At 66.7% G+C, this 17,707-nt stretch carries 17 protein-coding genes and 1 other RNA gene; 7 read left to right on the top strand and 11 right to left on the bottom strand.

Annotation, left to right across the window (positions count from 1 at the left end; genetic code table 11):
• Positions 1-168 precede the first annotated feature (168 nt).
• Positions 169-699: a c-type cytochrome gene (locus KVX96_RS15635; RefSeq protein ID WP_261195644.1), complete on the bottom strand. Its 531-nt coding sequence runs from the start codon at positions 697-699 to the stop codon at positions 169-171.
• Positions 700-861: 162 nt separating this feature from the next.
• On the opposite strand from KVX96_RS15635, the gene KVX96_RS15640 reads away from it, so the two are divergent.
• On the top strand, positions 862-1,695 hold the full coding sequence (locus KVX96_RS15640; RefSeq protein ID WP_261195645.1) for a prephenate dehydratase: 834 nt from the start codon (positions 862-864) through the stop codon (positions 1,693-1,695).
• A 21-nt stretch (positions 1,696-1,716) separates the two neighbouring features.
• On the opposite strand, the gene KVX96_RS15645 is transcribed toward KVX96_RS15640, so the two are convergent.
• On the bottom strand, positions 1,717-2,181 hold the full coding sequence (locus KVX96_RS15645) for an SRPBCC family protein (RefSeq protein WP_261195646.1): 465 nt from the start codon (positions 2,179-2,181) through the stop codon (positions 1,717-1,719).
• 39 nt (positions 2,182-2,220) lie between these two features.
• A complete protein-coding gene (gene nudC / locus KVX96_RS15650) occupies positions 2,221-3,189 on the bottom strand; it encodes an NAD(+) diphosphatase (protein ID WP_261195647.1) in 969 nt (322 codons plus the stop codon).
• Between the two features lie 164 nt (positions 3,190-3,353).
• On the opposite strand from nudC, the gene KVX96_RS15655 reads away from it, so the two are divergent.
• Positions 3,354-5,327 (top strand): bifunctional 2',3'-cyclic-nucleotide 2'-phosphodiesterase/3'-nucleotidase, encoded by a 1,974-nt coding sequence (locus KVX96_RS15655; protein ID WP_261195648.1) that lies wholly within the window; start codon positions 3,354-3,356, stop codon positions 5,325-5,327.
• A gap of 133 nt (positions 5,328-5,460) precedes the next feature.
• Positions 5,461-6,570: a BamA/TamA family outer membrane protein gene (locus KVX96_RS15660; RefSeq protein WP_261195649.1), complete on the top strand. Its 1,110-nt coding sequence runs from the start codon at positions 5,461-5,463 to the stop codon at positions 6,568-6,570.
• A gap of 8 nt (positions 6,571-6,578) precedes the next feature.
• Here KVX96_RS15660 and KVX96_RS15665 read toward each other — a convergent pair whose 3' ends face one another.
• Complete coding sequence (locus KVX96_RS15665; protein ID WP_261195650.1) at positions 6,579-7,448, bottom strand: alpha/beta fold hydrolase; 870 nt, start codon at positions 7,446-7,448, stop codon at positions 6,579-6,581.
• 115 nt (positions 7,449-7,563) lie between these two features.
• Between KVX96_RS15665 and KVX96_RS15670 the strand changes: the two genes are divergently transcribed.
• Entirely contained in the window at positions 7,564-8,121 is a 558-nt protein-coding gene (locus KVX96_RS15670; protein WP_261195651.1) for a TetR/AcrR family transcriptional regulator, read from the top strand.
• Here the strand turns inward: KVX96_RS15670 and KVX96_RS15675 are convergent.
• Both KVX96_RS15675 and KVX96_RS15680 read right to left on the bottom strand, forming a co-directional pair.
• Complete coding sequence (locus tag KVX96_RS15675) at positions 8,106-9,095, bottom strand: helix-turn-helix transcriptional regulator (protein WP_261195652.1); 990 nt, start codon at positions 9,093-9,095, stop codon at positions 8,106-8,108. The genes KVX96_RS15670 and KVX96_RS15675 overlap by 16 nt on opposite strands.
• Entirely contained in the window at positions 9,092-9,787 is a 696-nt protein-coding gene (locus KVX96_RS15680; protein ID WP_261195653.1) for an SDR family NAD(P)-dependent oxidoreductase, read from the bottom strand. The genes KVX96_RS15675 and KVX96_RS15680 overlap by 4 nt, the downstream gene beginning before the upstream one ends.
• 126 nt (positions 9,788-9,913) lie before the next feature.
• Between KVX96_RS15680 and ffs the strand changes: the two genes are divergently transcribed.
• Positions 9,914-10,012: signal recognition particle sRNA small type (ffs, locus tag KVX96_RS15685), an RNA gene on the top strand.
• A 214-nt stretch (positions 10,013-10,226) separates the two neighbouring features.
• A complete protein-coding gene (gene rsgA / locus KVX96_RS15690) occupies positions 10,227-11,279 on the top strand; it encodes a ribosome small subunit-dependent GTPase A (protein ID WP_261195654.1) in 1,053 nt (350 codons plus the stop codon).
• Positions 11,280-11,316: 37 nt separating this feature from the next.
• Here the strand turns inward: rsgA and KVX96_RS15695 are convergent, their stop codons facing one another.
• The 4 genes from KVX96_RS15695 to KVX96_RS15710 form a co-directional block, all read right to left on the bottom strand.
• Entirely contained in the window at positions 11,317-11,637 is a 321-nt protein-coding gene (locus KVX96_RS15695; protein WP_261195656.1) for a hypothetical protein, read from the bottom strand.
• Positions 11,634-12,113: a protein phosphatase gene (locus KVX96_RS15700; RefSeq protein WP_261195657.1), complete on the bottom strand. Its 480-nt coding sequence runs from the start codon at positions 12,111-12,113 to the stop codon at positions 11,634-11,636. Before KVX96_RS15700 ends, KVX96_RS15695 begins: the two co-directional genes overlap by 4 nt.
• Positions 12,106-13,638, bottom strand: coding sequence for an ankyrin repeat domain-containing protein (locus KVX96_RS15705; RefSeq protein WP_261195659.1), 1,533 nt, complete (start codon positions 13,636-13,638; stop codon positions 12,106-12,108). Before KVX96_RS15705 ends, KVX96_RS15700 begins: the two co-directional genes overlap by 8 nt.
• 164 nt (positions 13,639-13,802) lie before the next feature.
• Positions 13,803-14,639: a neutral zinc metallopeptidase gene (locus KVX96_RS15710; RefSeq protein ID WP_261195660.1), complete on the bottom strand. Its 837-nt coding sequence runs from the start codon at positions 14,637-14,639 to the stop codon at positions 13,803-13,805.
• A gap of 94 nt (positions 14,640-14,733) precedes the next feature.
• On the opposite strand from KVX96_RS15710, the gene KVX96_RS15715 reads away from it, so the two are divergent.
• Complete coding sequence (locus KVX96_RS15715; RefSeq protein WP_409977132.1) at positions 14,734-16,485, top strand: DNA polymerase III subunit gamma/tau; 1,752 nt, start codon at positions 14,734-14,736, stop codon at positions 16,483-16,485.
• Between the two features lie 169 nt (positions 16,486-16,654).
• On the opposite strand, the gene KVX96_RS15720 is transcribed toward KVX96_RS15715, so the two are convergent.
• Positions 16,655-17,614 carry an SPOR domain-containing protein gene (locus KVX96_RS15720; RefSeq protein ID WP_261195662.1) on the bottom strand — a complete coding sequence of 320 codons (960 nt, stop codon included), beginning with the start codon at positions 17,612-17,614 and terminating at the stop codon, positions 16,655-16,657.
• Positions 17,615-17,707: the final 93 nt, after the last annotated feature.

Consider the following 17,707-nt stretch of genomic DNA (forward strand, 5'->3'; position numbering starts at 1 on the left):
CGCCACCGGCCCCCTTTCCTCTTGCCCAAAATACCTCGGGGGAGCCGCCCGCGAGGGCGGTGGGGGCAGCGCCCCCGCACCAAAAATACAGAAAGCCGCCCCGAACAGGGGCGGCTTGCAATTGAATTCCCGTTCAGGCGCCGGCACGGAGCCCGCGCCGTCCATCCATCACTTGATGGTGTCGAGATAGGCGATCAGGTCGGCGCGCTCTTGCGCTTTCTTCAGGCCGGCGAAAGCCATCTTGGTGCCCGGCGCGTAGCCTTTCGGGTTTTCGAGGAAGCCGTTCAGATGATCGTTGTCCCACACGCCTTCTAGTTCTTCCAGCGCGCCGGAATAGCCGAAACCGGCAACAGAGGCGATGTCACGGTTCACAACACCAAACAGGTGCGGACCGGTGCCATTGGCGCCGTCTTCCAGCTTGTGGCAGGCCTTGCACTTGCCGAAAGTCTTCTCGCCCTTGGCGACGTCGGCCGCGGCGAGCAGTTCTTCGAAGCTCACCTCTTCCTCGGGTTCAGCGGAGCCGCCATCTTCGGCCACTTCGATCACATATCCGCCAGAGGCGTGATCGTCGCCATGGCCCTTGCCATGGCCGCCGCCTACGTGGAAGAGCGACTCGGAAACCCAGCCGCCCAGCATGAACACCAGCAGCGAGCCACACAGGCCGGCGGTGATCTTCGTCAGTGTCATTGTGTCGAACATGTCGCGGTCCATATCGTCGGAATTTTCGCGCTTACTACCCGCTTCCACTCCCCGACTGCAAGGTGTAGTTACCGCGACCAATCGCCCACCGGGGCAGAAACAGCCAATCAGGGGGCTGCAGCGGCCTTCCGGGGCCGTCCGGCAGCAGGGACGGAGAGTTTGATGAGCGGACGTATTGCCTTCCAGGGAGAGCCCGGCGCCTATTCGGATCAGGCCTGCCGCGAGGCGCGCCCCGACATGGAATCAGTGCCTTGCCGCACCTTCGAGGACGTGATCGAGGCCGTGCGCAAGGGCGATGCCGATCTCGCCATGCTCCCCGTTGAAAACACCACCTACGGCCGCGTCGCCGACATCCACCGCCTGCTGCCCGAATCCGGCCTGCACATCATCGACGAAGCCTTCGTGCGCGTGCATATCAACCTGCTGGGCGTTCCAGGCAGCACCATCGACAGCGTGAAGGAAGCCTATTCCCACCTCGTGCTTCTGCCGCAATGCGCCAGCTTCCTGCGCGAACATGGCATCTCGGGCCGCGTCAGCTCCGACAACGCCCGCGCCGCGCGCGATGTGGCGGCAGAAGGCGATGTCACCAAGGCCGCGCTCGCCAGCGAGTTGGCCGGCGAGATCTATGGCCTCAACGTGCTCGCCCGCCATATCGAGGATCAGTCCAACAACACCACGCGCTTCCTGATCATGTCACGCGAGCTGGATCTCAAGCGCCGGGGCAAGGCCGGGATGATGACCTCCTTCGTCTTCCGCGTGCGCAACATTCCGGCGGCGCTTTACAAGGCGATGGGCGGATTCGCGACCAATGGCGTGAACATGACGAAGCTGGAAAGCTACATGGTGGATGGCTCCTTCTCCGCCACGCAGTTCTACGCCGACATCGAGGGCCACCCGGACGACCGCAACGTCCAGCTTGCCCTTGAAGAGCTCGATTACTTCACCTCTCAGGTGTCGCTTCTAGGGGTCTACCCGGCCGATCCGCGCCGCCGCTGAGGCCGGCGCTCAACGATCCCGTCAGGCGGAGTGCATCGCCCCACCGCCAAGGCGCTTTTCCACATCGGCGGCAAAGCTGCCCACGCGTTTCTTGTAGCGCTTGGTGATCTTGGTTTTCGCCAGTTTCAGCGATTGCAGCAGCAGCTTGCCGGTCAGGCTCTGGGCTTTCAGGTCCGTCGCCACGCTCAACCGCGTGCGGTTCTTGGACAGCGGCACCAGTTCCACGTCCAGATCGCCGAAGATCCCGCCCATCTTGCCGCGAAACTTTACCGTGCTCGGGGCCTGAAGCTCCAGAAGATCGGCCTCCAGCGTGCGCGCCTTTCCGCGATACTCAAAGCCAAGCTTCCAATGGGGCATCGTCCCTTCGGTCCGGCTCACCTCCACCCCGCGCCGCAGGGCGGTCCGTTCGAAAAAGTCGAAATCGGTGACAGCGCGGAACACCGCGTCGATGGGGGCTTCGATGTCTTCGTTGGCGGAGAGTTTCATCTGGTCCGGGCCTTCGCTGCAGGTATTCCTTTACTGGCGTCAATCCAGACGGTCCGCAAGCCAATTCCTGAGAAGAAAATGCGCAATCGAGCCCGCGCGCGCCGGTTTGACCGATTTGTTGGCACCCGAAAAACTGTCCGCCACCTCCTCGCGAGTCATCCATAGGGCGTGCTCCAGTTCCACCGGATCCAGCGTGATCTCGGTGCTTTCCGCGATGCCTTCGCAGCCGAACATCAGCGAGTTCGGAAAGGCCCAGGGCTGACTGGCGAGGTAGCGCACCGCGCCCACTTTCACCTGGGTTTCCTCCAGCACCTCGCGGCGCACGGCGGCCTCCAGCGTTTCGCCCGGTTCCACGAAACCGGCGAGCAGCGAATACATGCCCTCCGGCCAGCCCGGGCTGCGCCCCAGTAGCACACTGTTGCCGGAGGTGATGAGCATGATCACCACCGGATCGGTGCGCGGGAAATGCTGCCCACCGCAGGATGCGCAACTGCGCTGCCAGCCCGCGTTGATCACCTCGCTTGCTGCGCCGCATCTGGCGCAGAAGCCGTGGCTGCGGTGCCATTCGAGGATCGCCTTGCCGGTGGCGGCCAGTTCGGCGTCTCGGGGCGACAGCTCCATCATCGCGCCGCGCATCTCGGCGAAACGCTGCGCGTCAGGCAGGCCCGGCACGCCATATTCATTGGGATCGAAAAACCGCTTCAGCGCTTCTTCATCCACGCCCGTGGGCCGAAACCGCGAGACATCGCTGGCGAAACGCGGGCCATGTTCGTCCAGCCCCAGAAACACCGGCGGCTCCATCGCCTCGGCGAAAAGCGGATGATCCATCGGCAGCCAGACAAGCCCCTGCGCCCCGTCGCGGTGCATCAGAAGCTTGCCGCGCCAGATCGCGAAACAGCGGGCATCCGACCGCGCAGCCAGCGCCGCGATGGCCTCCGGCTGGTTGCGCAGATGCGCCGCCCGATCCAGCCCCGAGCCGCCAAAGGTCACGGTTTCAGCGATTTTCATGATCTGCTCCCTGTTTCAGCGGCCCACCGCCAATTTTCGACCATACAGTCAAAAAACTGTCTTGGAATCCCCTGTAGTGCTGTAGCCTGTACCCGAAGGGCCCAAGACTCTGCCCCCGTCTTTCGCCTTTCCTTCCATCAGGGACAACCAAAAGAGGCTCCGAAATGGCATTTTCATCCCATCCCCTCAGCCGTCGCGGCTTTCTGGCAGGCACCGCCGCCGGGAGCGCGCTGATCGCGCTGCACCCCTATTCCGTTGCCGCCGCCACCAATCAGGCGCATCTGCGCATCCTCGAAACCACGGACCTGCACGTCCACGTCTTCCCTTATGATTATTACGGCGACAAGCCGGTCGACACTGTCGGGCTCTCCCGCACCGCCTCGCTGATCCAAGCGATCCGCGACGAGGCCACCAACACGCTGCTCGTAGACAACGGCGATTTCCTGCAGGGCAACCCGATGGGCGATTACATCGCCTATGAGCGTGGCATGAAGGAAGGCGACATGCACCCCGTCATCACCGCGATGAACGCGGTGGGGTTTGATGCCTCCACGCTGGGCAACCACGAGTTCAACTACGGGCTCGATTTCCTCTCCAAATCGCTGGCCGGGGCCAATTTCCCCGTCGTCTCCGCCAACGTCGCGCTGGAAAAGGGCGCCTCACCGCGCGAGGACAAGACGCTGGTGAAGCCCTATGTCATCCTTGAGCGCGAGCTGGAAGACGGCGCGGGCACGAAACACCCGATCAAGATCGGCATCATCGGCTTTGTGCCGCCGCAGATCATGAACTGGGACCGCCGCCATCTGGAAGGCAACGTGGAAGCGCGCGACATCGTGGAGACCGCCCGCGCCTATATCCCCGAGATGAAAGAGCAAGGCGCCGACATCATCGTGGCGCTCTCGCACTCGGGCCTTGGCGCTGCGGAAGGTGAGGGGCTCGAAAACGCCTCTGTCGCGCTCGCCGGGATCGACGGCATCGACGCGCTTGTCACCGGCCACCAGCACCTTGTCTTCCCCGGCCCGGCCTTCGCCGATGTGCCGCTGGTGGATGCCGAAGCGGGCACCATTCAGGGCAAGCCCGCCGCCATGGGCGGCTTCTGGGGCAGCCACCTTGGCGTGATCGACCTGATGCTTCAGATCGACGGCGGGGAGTGGTCTGTCGTCACCGCCACGTCGGAGGCGCGCCCGATTTCCAAGCGCAACGAGGATCGCTCGATCACCGCACTCGTGGAAGATCAGCAATATGTGCTGGATGCGGTGCAGAAGGATCACGACGAAACCCTGGCCTACGTGCGCCGCGCTGTGGGCAAGACCAGCGCCCCGCTGCACAGCTACTTCGCGCTGGTGGCCGATGATCCGAGCGTTCAGATCGTCTCCATCGCGCAGAAATGGTACGTGGGCGAGATGCTCGCGGGCACCGAGTTCGCGGGCCTGCCGATCCTCTCCGCAGCCGCGCCCTTCAAGGCCGGTGGCCGGGGCGGCCCGGAGTACTACACCGATGTTCCGGCCGGTGACGTGGCGATCAAGAACGTGGCCGATCTCTACCTTTACCCCAACACCGTGCGCGCGGTGAAAATCACCGGCGCGGAAGTGAAAGACTGGCTTGAACGCTCCGCCGGGATGTTCAACCAGATCGAGGCGGGCAAGGCCGATCAGCCGCTGCTGAACCCGGAGTTCCCCTCCTACAACTTCGACGTGATGGATGGGGTGACCTATGAGATCGACCTCACCCAGCCGTCGAAATTCGGCCCCAAGGGGGAGCCGCTGAACCCGGACGCGAGCCGCATCGTCAACCTGATGTTTGACGGCAAACCGCTGGATCCGGCGCAGGAGTTCGTCATCGCGACGAACAACTACCGCGCTGGCGGCGGCGGCAGCTTCCCCGGTGCCGATGGCTCCACCATCATCCTCGAAGCCCCCGACACCAACCGCGACGTGATCGTGCGCTATATCGTGGATCAGGGCACCATCAGCCCCGCCGCCGATGCGAACTGGACCTTCAAAGCCACGCCCGACACCTCGGTGCTGTTCCAGACCGGCCCGAAGGCGAAGGACTACATGGGCGATGTGAAGGGCGTCTCCATTGAAGAAGCCGGCGAAGGCCCCGATGGCTTCGCGATGTTCCGCATCGGGCTTTGATCGGCTGATGATTGGAAGGGCAGCGCTGTTGCCCTTCCTCCCCACCTAAAAGCGCGCTGTGCGGCCTCGCGTTGAAAGCAGGCCCACGCCCCCCTAGGATTTGCCAAGATCTGAGCAATCCGGGCAGGGCAAAATGGCAGGCCACATTCGCAGCATCTTATCGGCGTCCGCCTTTGGCCTTCTGGCCGCCACGTCGGCCACGGCCCAAAGCAGCATCCCCGAAAATACACTCTCCGGCATCACCTCCGCCCAGACAGCCGATTTCGGCATCCGCTCCGGCTCTTTCGTGGCCGCCCCGATCCCGCTCTCCAACCCTACCATTGGCTCCGGCCTCGTCGTCGTGGCGGGCTACCTGTTTGATTCGGACTCCGAGAGCGACACGTCCTTCTTCGGCCTCGGCGGGATCCGCACCGACAATGGCACCGAGGGCTATGCGCTCGCGGGGAGCTTCGCCCTGAGCGACAACCGCTGGAAATTCGGCTTCGCCGCCGGGGCGGTGGATGCGAATTACGATCTCTTCGTGCTCGGCGTTCCAATCCCGCTGAACCAGACGGGAGAGCTGTTTCAGGCCGATCTGGCCTATGGGATCAGCCCCGATCTCAGCTTCGGCATGCATCTGCGCTACATCGAAACCGACATCGCCCTGCGCACCGGCGGCGCGCTGCCCACGGATATTCTCGACGATCAGGCGCTCGGCATTTTCACCTTCGGCGCGACGGTGGATTACGACACCCGCGACGACACGATCTTCGCCACCTCCGGCAGCCACGTGGCGCTGCGCACCAGCCATGGCTTCATGGAAGGAAGCAGTCGCGAATACACCAAGGCCACGCTGCTGCTGGATCACTACCGCCCGATGCCGCTCGAGGGCGACGCGCTGGCGGTGCGGCTGGCCTTCTGCGGCGCCTCCGACAGCGCACCCTTCTACGATTCCTGCGGCCTTGGTGGCGTGGATGGCTTCCGGGGCTACCCCTCCACCCAGTTCATCGACGACGCGCTGGTCTCAGCGCAATTCGAATACCGGGGCGCTCTGAGCGAGCGCTTCGGCTATGCGATTTTCGGAGGCGTCGGCGCTGTCGGGACCACCCTGAGCGCCGCCTTCAATGGCGAGGCCCGCGTGGCCGGCGGCATCGGCCTGCGCGGCCGCATCAGCAAGCAGTTCCCGCTGGATTTCGCGGTGGACGCCGCCTGGAACACGGAGGGCGAGGCCTCAACCTATGTCTACATCGGCCAGCGCTTCTGACCACACGTTCAGGCGATAATCGCGGGCCATGTGGCGGCGTTCTTGCCGTTGAACATCCCGATATGGCCGATTTTCTTGAGCCCGAAATCCGCCGGGCGCAGAGTGAGCTGGCTTTTGTGCGCTTCGGGGTAAAGCTGCATGAGCCGCCAGACCGCAGGCGGTGGCACCATGACATCATCGGCAACGGCCACCACCTTCACCGGGCAGCGCACGGCGTTGTCGTCAGGCGCGGGCAGGTCCGCCCCCACGTCGCAGGCGTTGAAGCCAGGCGTCGTGCACCAGCGTCGCCATTGCCAGTAGACGCCAGCGGGCAGGTTCGGCCCCAGCCCCAGCGCCTTGCCTGGCAGATACCCGCAAATCGCCGTGGCCGCCGGCCCGGCCCCGTACCAGAAGGCCGCCGTCACCGGTTTGTAGCGCAGGGGGTGATCGGAGAAATGCACCGGGCCCGAGGCCACGGTGATCACGCGCGAAAGCCGCCGGGCGGCATCGCCCTGAAACGGCAGCATGAGCCCGCCCAGCGAATGGCCAATGGCCCAGACGGGCGCGCCCGGCACGGCGGCCTCGAGCGCGGCCTGTGCGGCTGGCTGATCAAGCCGCCCCCAGATCGCCATCGTCGCCTTGGACTCCTTCAAGGGCCCCGAGGCGCTTGCGCCGAAATCGCGGTAATCGTAGGTCAGGCAGGCGTATCCCTCGCGGGTGAGCCATTCGGCAAAGGGCTTGTAATAGCCCTGCGGCACCCCGGTTGCGCCGTGGATCACGATGGCGGCAGTGGGCGCATGGGCAGGGCGGTACAGGCGGCCCGCAAGCACGGCCCCGTCTGCCTCAATCGTCAGCGGCTCCTGCGTCGCGCGTGTTTCTGCCAGCCTCAAGTGTTTCATCCCGCCCTCTTCGCGCTGCCAAAGGCCCCTCGTGACGCGGCGGCACACCGAGTCTGGACCGATTGGTCTAATAGCAGGTATAGACCACTCGGTCTAGCCTCTGTAGACTCACCCCATGACGACAGCCCCCGCCCCCACCAAAGCCCGCCTCACCGAAACCGCCGCGCGGCTGTTTCGCCAGAAGGGCTATCATGGCACCGGCTTGAGCGAGATTCTTGCCGAAAGCGGCGTGCCGAAGGGCTCGCTCTATCACCACTTTCCCGATGGCAAGGCCGATCTCGCCGTGGAGGCCGCCCGCTGGGCCTCGGCCGGGATGCTCGGCATCGTGGATGACGCCTTCCGCGAGGCCGTAGATTTCCGCGACGGGGCCACCACGCTCTGTTTCAAACTCGCCAAGCTTTTCGATCTGCACCCCGACTGGCGCGGCTGCCCGATCTCCTCGGTGCTGTTTGACGGGCCGGAAAACGAAAGCTTCCGGCAGGTGGCGGCAGAGATTTTCGAAAGCTGGCGCGCCCGCGTCGCAGACCACGGCGCCCGGCTGGGGCTAAGCCCAGAGGAGGCCCAACGCCGCGCCCATCACCTGATGTTCCTCGTGCAGGGCGGCTGGACACAGGCCCGCGCCCAGCAAAGCGGCGACGTGCTGCGCGGCCTGCCCGCCTATTTCCTGCCCTGATCCGAAAGCTGCGCCACGGCCCGGAAGGCCGCTGGCGTCATGTTGCTCATCCGTTTGAACTCGCGCTGGAAATGCGCCTGATCCGCATAGCCCGCGCAGAAGCCGATCTCGGCCAGCGGCTGCATGGTCTCCGCCAGTGCCCGCCCGGCGGCCTCGACGCGGGCGCGGCGCAGGCAGGCGGTGTAGCCCTGCCCCTCCGCTGCGAGCCCCCGCTGCAGGGAGCGCGTCGAAAGCCCAAGCGCGCGGGCCGCCTGCGCCAGCGTCCACCCCCGCGCCAGATCGCTCGCCAGCAGCGCTTCGAGCTGCCCGGCAAGGGAGGCGGCGTCTCCAGACGGGTTCGGCGTGAGAACCGCTATCCGCCCGGGCTCCGCCGCCCATGTCAGGGCAAACCCGGCAATGTCACCGTGAATGATGCCACGCCAGTTTTCTGAGGTGATGGGCAGCGCAACCTCGGCCCCGCCGATCTCCAGCCGCACCGCCCCGCCGCCGCTCGCCGCCAGAAGCCCCGCCATCACCCCGGCGATCAGAGCCGTCTCCTCGGGCGTCACATCGCCAGAGAGGCTGTAGCGGGCCACCTCGGCCCGGGTTGGGCTTGCAAGCGTGATGCGGGTGCGGTTGCGGGAATGAAAATAGCGCTCCAGCCGCGCCCATTTCTGCAAGGCAACTGCGGGGGACGGCGCGGCGGTCAGCGCGGCAAACAGCCCCGAGGGCTCGCCGGACTGCGCCTGCGCAAACCCGATGCCAGCCGCGATCAGGGCTCCCAGCCCCGCCTGTGCGGCGATCTGCTCCAGCAGTCTGCGCTTGGTCTCCGCGGCGGCCTTGCCACCGGTCAGCGCGCCAGCGCCAGACGGGGCGGAGACCTCCGGCAGATACCGCCCGGCCCATTGCACGACATGGGCCAGAAGCACCGCACTGGCGAAATCGCCTGCTTGATCCTTGGCCTGATCCTCCGCCGGATCGCTCCCCGTGCTCATGTGCGGGCGAGGATCCGTTCCACGGCTCCGGGCAGCACCCGGTGCAACCGCCGCACGGCGCGCGCCTTGCCCGGCGCGATCACGCGGTCGCCGCGCGCAAGCCCCGCGCAGATCTGCCGCGCTGCCGCATCCACATGCATCGTTCCCCTACGCCCTTCCGTCATCGCCGTTGCCACCAACGGCGGCACGATCTCTACCACTTGCAGCCCACGGCCTTCCAACTGGTGCCGGGCCGCGCGCGCGAAGGCGGCAAGCCCGGCCTTGCTGGCAGAGTAAACCGGTGCGGAGGGTTTGGCATAGAGCGCAACCAGTGAGGTGGTGAAGGCGATCACCCCACCGGGGCGGCGCATCACAGGCAGCAGCGCCATGGTGAGCGCCACGGGCGCGGCGAGGTTCAGCGCCATTTCCTGCGCCCAGACAGCACGCTCCGGTGGCGCATCCAGATCCACCGCCCCCTGCTGCCCGGCATTATGGATCAGCAGATCCAGCGGCTGCCCGATGCGCGAGAGCCGCTCGGCAATGACGGCAGGCGCGCCGGGTGCGGTGAGATCGACGGCCAGATCGTCCGGCCCGCTGCCCGCCTGCCGGGCCACCCGGATCACCCGGTAGCCCTCCGCCGCGAGCCGCTCCGCCACGCCCGAACCAATGCCCCGGCTTGCTCCCGTCACTAGCGCCAGCTTTCCCTGTTCCATGGTTCTGCTCCTGCCTGTTGCCACTCTCGCCCGCCAGAACTAGCCCGCGCTGGCCACGCGGTATTGAACAATCACGCCAATCCAACCGCCCCTTGCACTTTGCCGCCAAACCTCATATCTGGGGCGTGAGAGGTTGGCGCGGGCAAGCGCCTCGCCAACCCGGTCAGGTCCGGAAGGAAGCAGCCGTAACGAGTCCCGTTTGGGTCGTTGTCCAGCCTCTCACCTGCTTACGCCCCATCGGAAACCCACTAGAGAAAGGGATGTTCATGACTGTTTCGATGCCCGCTCAGGCCGGGAACCGCTGACGCGTCAGCACCGCTGAGGCCGCGCAGAAGCGCCGCCACCGCCTTTCGCGCCCCACCCATCGCCTGAGCCACCCGCGTCTTGCGCGCGTGATGCCGCGCCTGTCGCGTTTGATGATCAATAGTCAGGCAGAGCGATGCTTATTCATACCCTTGCCGACCTCGGATGGTCGGCCCCTTTTCTGCAGCAACTCGACATCGAGGAGCTGGAAAACCTTGCCCCGATGCGCGTGAGTGCTGTTCACCGCGACAGGCTGGAGGCGCTTGGCCTTGAGGGCCCCGCAAGCCTGCGCCTCGCAGGCGCCGAGGAAACCGGCGATTATGCCGTTGGCGATTGGCTTCTTGTAGCGCCTGAAAGCCAACGCGTGATGCGCCGGCTGGAGCGCGCGAGCGAGTTGGCCCGCCGCGCAGCAGGCACCGACGCGCGGCGGCAGTTGCTGGCCGCCAATGTGGACGTGATGTTCATCACCTCCAGCTGCAACGCCGATTTCAACGCCCGGCGGCTGGAGCGCTACCTCGCGCTGGCCGAGCAGGCCGCCATCACGCCGGTTCTGGTGCTCACCAAGGCCGACACCTGTGAAAGCCTTGACGCCCGCGAAGACTGGCAGGCGCAAGGCGAAGCCCTGATGCCCGGCCTTGCGGTGCTGCTGCTGGACGCCCGCGCGCCCGATCAGGTTTCCGCGCTCACCGACTGGTGGCGCAAGGGCCAGACGGCGGTGCTGCTGGGCTCCTCCGGTGTGGGCAAATCCACTCTGGCGAACGCGCTTTGTGGCGACATGCAGGCCACCGGCGGCATCCGCGAGGATGACGCCAAGGGCCGCCACACCACCACGAGCCGCAGCTTCCTGCAGGCCCGCCACGGCGGCTGGCTGATCGACACGCCCGGCCTGCGCGCCCTGCGCCTGCAGGACGCCGGGGAGGGCATCGACGCGGTGTTCTCCGACGTGGCCGAGATGGCAGAGCGCTGTCGCTTTTCCGACTGCCAGCACGAAAGCGAGCCCGGTTGCGCGGTGCAGGCGGCGATTGCCGAAGGCACATTGGAGGCCGACCGGCTGCGCCGCTGGCAGAAGCTGCGTTCGGAAGACAGGCGCAACAGCGAGACGATCGCGCAATCGCGCCACCGGGAGAAACAGTTCGGCAAGATCGTGCGCGAGGCGATGCGCGAACGGGATCGGCGCGGCAAGAGCTGACCCAGTCAATGGCAGGCCGCCCCAAATGGGCGGCCTGTTACGGGCCCGGATGGGTGATCCAGGCCCAGCCGATCAGCCCGGCAATCCCCAGCACCCACAGCAGCGCCACCAGCGCGAGCAGCCGCGCCGCCCAGCGGGCCCAGCCCGTCGCCGCCCCGCGCCCGGCCTGCCAGCAGAAGATCGCCACCACCCCGGCCGCAAACTGCCCACCGAGGAACCAGGAGATCCGGTTCATCCCGCGCGTAAAACCGTCACCGGTCGGCGGCTCCCAAAGCTGCGCCACCGCCCAAAGCTGGCACGCCAGCCAAAGCGCGAGCAGAGGCCAGAGCCAGGTCCAACGCGGTTTTTCCTCTGTCATCGAAGCACCCTTTCCGCCCAAAGCCTTTGAGCCTCCGTCTCCACCGCCAGCGGGTGATGGCGGCGCAAATGGGCAAAGGCCTCCGCCTGACCTTGAGCTGTGAGCAATGCCAAGGCCACCATGCCCGAGCGCCCGCGCCCGCCGTGGCAATGGGCCAGCACCCGCCCCCCCTTGGCCAAAACCGCCAAAGCCTCAGCCTTCAACGCGGGCCAAGCCAAACTGGTGTCCGCCGAAGGCACCCCGAAATCCACAATCGGGAACCCACGCCAGCCGATGCCCGCCGCCGCGAGGCCTGCGGGCAAGTCCTGCGCGCTGCCCATCTCGGACGCTTCGGTGCAGGAGATCACGAAAGCGGGGGCGAAATCGGCAATGGCGCGCAGATCCGCCGCCAGATCCCCGCCGCGCCCCGGCAGGGGCGCAACGCCGATGCACCCCGCCCCCGCAGGAACCTGCCGGATCACGAAAGGCTCAGACAACCCCGCCCTCCGAAACCTGCTCCGGGTGCTCCTCGGCCCATGTGGCAAGGAAGGCCGCCATCTCAGGCTCCCCTGCGAACTCCGGCGCGCGGCGCGGCAGCATCGCGCCGGCCTCCAACACCAGCCGTGCGCAGGCCACATGATCGCGCGCAGCACGTGCGGGGCAGTTTTCGGAGCCGTGAATGATCGTGGACAGCAGATCGCCTCCGTACCGGTTCATCCGCCGCATCTCCGCCGCCAGATCGGGGCTTTGCGCAAGCAACCACGACACCGCCTCCGGTAGGCCCTCCCACCCGGCGATCTGCACCGGGGGCAGGCCCATCGCATCGGTCACGTCCAGCGGCGCACCTGCGTCCACCAGCCGCTTGGCCAGTGGCACATGCTCGGGCGCGTGGAGCAGTTCCAAAAGAACAGACCCAGCGGCCGCCGGAACCGGTCCCTTCGCGCGCCCCTCCAAGGCCTGTGCGATGGCGGCATCTTCCGGAGACAACGCTGTATCCGCCCCCGCCGCGGCAAGCGCCTCGGCCACGGGCTGATTGCCATAGATCCGCGCGCAGGCATAAGCCGTGCGCCCCTCCCAACGCGCGTCGAGGTCCGCCCCATAGGCGAGCAGAAGCCGCGCCATCTCCGCATCGCAATTCCTGCGCGCCGCCTGATGCAGCGCCCCCACATGACCCGTGGCCTCGCCCGAGGGGTGCGGCTGCACCCCTTCGTTCGGATCGGCCCCCGCCTCCAGCAGTATGCGCACCTTCTCATGGCTGTTGAAATCCATCGCCCGCAGCAGCGCGTTGGTGCCTTCCGGGCGCGCACCATGGGCCAGCAGCAGCTTCACCCCGTCGGCATGGGGAAGCTCGGTGGAATGGTAGAGCGACTCATTGTCGTTCGGATTCGCGCCCTCCGCCAGCAGCCAGCGCGCCAGCGGCAGGTTATCGGCATGCCCCAGTGCGCCGTAGAGTGCCGAGAGCAAGTGATCGTCGCCGGGCTGATAAGGGTAGCCGTCGTTCACATCCGCGCCGTGGGCCAGAAGCATCTCGGCAATCGCCAACATGTCGGCCTCACGCTCCGGATGGCTGTGAATATGGCGCGAGAAGGCCAGGTGCAGGATCGGACGGCGCGGGCCGAAAAGCGCTACCGCCGCGCCGGGATCCCGCGCGAGCCATGCCTCCACGGCGGGCCTGTCCAGCAGCGCCACCAGCAGGCCGAAATGCCCCTGCGCCAGATCCGGCGTATCGGCCAGAAGCCGCTCCACCACCCAATTCTGTCCATGGTAAAGCGCCACCTTCAGCCGTTGCTCCTTCGCGGCGCGGTCAAAGCCCCGCAGATCGGCGGCGAATTTCAGCTTGGGCCAGCTTTCAAAGCCGTTTTCCTGCGCCACCACATGCAGGAAATCCGCAAGCTTCAGCGCACGTCCGTCGGCGCGCGGCGGATGCAGGCGCAGCCGGTGCAAGGCATCGGCATCGCCCGCGGCATGGGCTTTCTGCAAACGGCGCGCGGCGCGGCGCAATTGGTCAAGGGATCGGGTCATCCGGTTTCTCCCGTGTCGGGCCCTGTGATCCGCTGGCTCGGGCCGGGCAAAACCAAATGGATTTCGCATATGTCATCGGGTGCCTTGCAGCTTTCCGCGGATCAGGCGGCCCCCCGACAGCCGGGCCGGCCCAAGCCTAGCGCGAAGCCAGCGCCGATCCAAGCCTAGAGGTCTTGGACCGAAAACGTATCGCAGGCGGTAATGTCGCCGGCCTCATAGCCCCGCGCAAACCAGCCCTGTCGCTGCGCCGAGGTGCCATGGGTAAAGGTATGCGGCTGGGGCACCTGCCCGGCCCGCCGCTGCAGGTAGTCATCCCCGATCCGCCGCGCCGCGTTCAGTGCCTCATCCAGATCGCCGGGCTCCAGAAGCCCGCCCACGGCCCGCGCCCAGACGCCCGCGAGGCAATCGGCCTGCAGCTCCAGCCGCACGGTTAGCGCATTGGCCTGCACCTGGCTGGCCTGCTGTCGCAGCCGGTTCACTTCCGGCAGGATCCCCAGCTCGTTCTGCACATGATGCGCCACCTCATGAGCGATCACATAGGCCGCCGCGAAATCGCCACCGGCGCCGAGCGCGCGGTTCATGTAGGCGAAGAAATCGGTGTCCAGATAGGCTTTCTCATCCAGCGGGCAGTAGAACGGCCCCGTCGCGCCCGAGGCGTTGCCGCAGGGGCTGGCCGTTACACCAGAGAACAGCACCACGACTGGGGCCTCGTATTGCGCGCCCAGCTGATCGCGAAACACCTGCGTCCAGACGTCCTCTATCGTGGCCAAAACCCGCGCCGAGAATTCCGCCGCCGCCTGCTCCTCCGCGCTCAAGGGGGCGGAGCTTTGGCCCTGGGTCGTGCCCCCGCCCTGCAGAAGCGGCGTCACATCGACACCGGCGAAATAGCCGATCACAAGGATAATCAAGAGGCCGATGCCGCCGATCCCGCCCGCCCGCGCGCCGCCGGACCGGCGGCGATCCTCGATATTGCTGCTCCGGCGCACCCCTTTCAGACGCATGACACCCTCCGCACGCTTAACCCCTGAAAGCCTAGCCCATGCTTGAAGCCCGCGCACGGCGGATTTAGGGTCTCCCCAACCACGGGGAGCCCAGATGTCCGACACACCAGAGACCGCCTACCAGGTCCTTGCCCGCAAATACCGCCCGGCCACCTTCGCCGACCTGATCGGGCAGGACGCCATGGTGCGCACCCTGAAGAACGCCTTCGCGGCCGATCGCATCGCACAGGCCTTCATCATGACGGGCATCCGTGGCACCGGCAAAACCACCACCGCGCGCATTATCTCCAAGGGGATGAATTGCATCGGCCCCGATGGCACAGGCGGCCCCACCACCGAGCCTTGCGGTGTCTGCGAGCATTGCGTGGCCATCGCCGAGGGCCGCCACGTGGACGTGATGGAGATGGACGCCGCCTCCCGCACCGGCGTCGGCGACATCCGCGAGATCATCGATTCGGTGCACTACCGCGCGGCCTCGGCCCGCTACAAGATCTACATCATCGACGAGGTGCACATGCTCTCCAACAGCGCCTTCAACGCGCTGTTGAAAACGCTGGAGGAGCCGCCCGCCCACGTCAAATTCATCTTCGCCACCACCGAGATCCGCAAGGTGCCCGTCACGGTGCTGTCGCGCTGCCAGCGCTTCGATCTGCGCCGGATCGAGCCCGAGGTGATGATCGCCCACCTGCAAAGCATCGCCGGCAAGGAAAACGCCCAGATCGCGGAGGACGCGCTGGCGCTGATCACCCGCGCCGCCGAAGGCTCCGTGCGCGACGCGATGAGTCTTCTGGATCAGGCCATCGCCCATGGCGCGGGCGAAACCACCGCCGATCAGGTCCGCGCCATGCTGGGGCTCGCGGATCGCGGCCGGGTTCTCGATCTGTTTGACATGGTGATGAAGGGCGATGCCGGCGCAGCCCTGCAGGAACTGGCCGCGCAATATGCCGATGGGGCGGATCCCATGGCCGTGCTGCGCGATCTGGCGGAAATCACCCACTGGATTTCGGTGATCAAGATCACGCCCGAGGCGGTGGAAGATCCCACCGTTTCGCCCGACGAACGCGCCCGGGGTCAGGCCATGGCCGAAGCCCTGCCGATGCGCGTGCTCACCCGCATGTGGCAGATGTTGCTGAAAGCGCTGGAAGAGGTCGCCATGGCCCCCAATGCGATGATGGCCGCCGAAATGGCCGTGATCCGCCTCACCCATGTGGCCGAACTGCCCAGCCCCGAAGATCTTATCCGCAAACTGCAAGACACCCCGCCGCCCCCGCCCAACGGCGGCCAGCCCACGGCACCCGGCGGCAATGGCGGCCACGCCCCGCAGGCCCGCGGCCCCGCCGCGCCCGTGTCCGGCGGCAGCGGCCCCCGCGCTGCGCTGGCCGTCGCGGCCCAGCCCGAAGATGCGCTGGCCCGCTATGCCCGCTTCCCGCAGGTGCTCGAACTGATCCGCCGCCACCGCGACGTGAAACTGCTGGTGGAAATCGAAACCACCCTGCGCCTGATCTCCTACAGCCCGGGCCGGATCACCTTCCAGCCCACGCCCGAAGCCCCCGCCGATCTCGCCCAACGCCTTGGCAGCAAGCTGCAAAGCTGGACGGGCGCCCGCTGGGCCGTGATCGTCGAAAACGCAGGCGGCGGGCGCACCATCGCCGAAGACCGCGACGCCGAACGCCTGAAACTGGAGGAAGAGGCCAAAACACACCCGATGGTGCAGGCCGTGCTCGCCGCCTTCCCGCAGGCGCGCATCTCCGACATCCGCACCGCGCAGGAGATCGCCGCCGAAGTTGCCGCCGAGGCGCTGCCCGAAGTCTCCGACGAATGGGATCCCTTCGAGGACGACCTCTGACCTTCATCTTGGCAAAACTATCCCGGGGGAGTCGGGCCGTAGGCCCGGCGGGGGCTGCGCCCCCTCTTTTTTGTATCCGAACCAAGCAGCCCAAAAAGCGGCCAAATAGCGGAGAGGGCCCCGCGTGCCAGTTTGCACCCGAGGCCCCCTCTCTTCTTCGCCTGCCTAACTATTTGCGGTAGACCGCATCCTTAAACCCCGCAGCCCGTGCTTTCTGCATGGCGCGGGAGAGCTCTTGCTGGCTGCTGAACGGCCCGGCCAGCACCAGTTTGATCTCGGAGCCTTTGCTGTTGTACTTGCCGTAGCGCACCGGCAGCCCCAGCTGCTGCAGCCGCTTGGCGCTGGCCTTGGCATTGCCCGGATCCCGGTAGGCCCCCACTTGCACCCAACGCGCCTTGGCGGGCTGCGCGGCGGGGCTGCTCTTGGCAACGGCGGACGGTTTCGGCGCCTTGGCGCGGGCAAACTGCGGGTTTTCCTTGCGGAACTTGATCTGCGCCTGCTTCAGCTCCAGATCCTGCCCGGCTTCCACTTCCACCAGCCTGCGCGGCACGGTGTCCGTCCAGACAAGGCGCATCTGCGCCTCGCCCTGCGCGGTGCGACGGGAGCGATAGGGGTTGAGCCGATCATCCTCCCACGCGGGCTTATAGCCCTCGGGCAGTTGCGGCGCGGCCGGGCGGATCACCCGAGATTGCGGCGAGACCGGCGAGGCCGGGGCCACGCGCGGGCCGACACCATAGCTGCCGGGGTGGTCCTTCTGCGGGCCGCAGCGCACCTCGTAGCGGCTGCCATCGCCGATATACTGCCGCGACAGCACCGACGCGCCGGGGCATTCTTCGCTGGCCTTGCGCGTTGTCGTGGTGGCCGATTTCGGCGCGGGCTGCGGCGCGACTTTCGCCGGGGCCGTCGCCACCGCGGGCGCGGCCGGTTTCGGCGCGGGCGTCGGGGCGGGTTTGGGCGTCGGCGCGGCGGTGGCCGTGCTCGTGGTGCTGGCGGGCGGATCCTTGATCACCGGCAATGGCGCTGTCTGCGTCGCGGCGAATGTCGGCTTCGCGCCGCAGACCATGCGCCGATCGCGCGAGACGCGCGGCACCCATGTCACGGCGTCGCCAACCCCTGCGCGCACGAACACGCACCCGTTGCTGTCAACGTATTGGCTGCCTTTGTAGCTTGCCGGCGGAAATTCGGCAGGCCCGGTGGAATCCCTCAGAGACTGGGCCGGGGC

Source organism: Pseudoruegeria sp. SHC-113, assembly GCF_025376885.1.
GTDB lineage: Bacteria > Pseudomonadota > Alphaproteobacteria > Rhodobacterales > Rhodobacteraceae > Pseudoruegeria.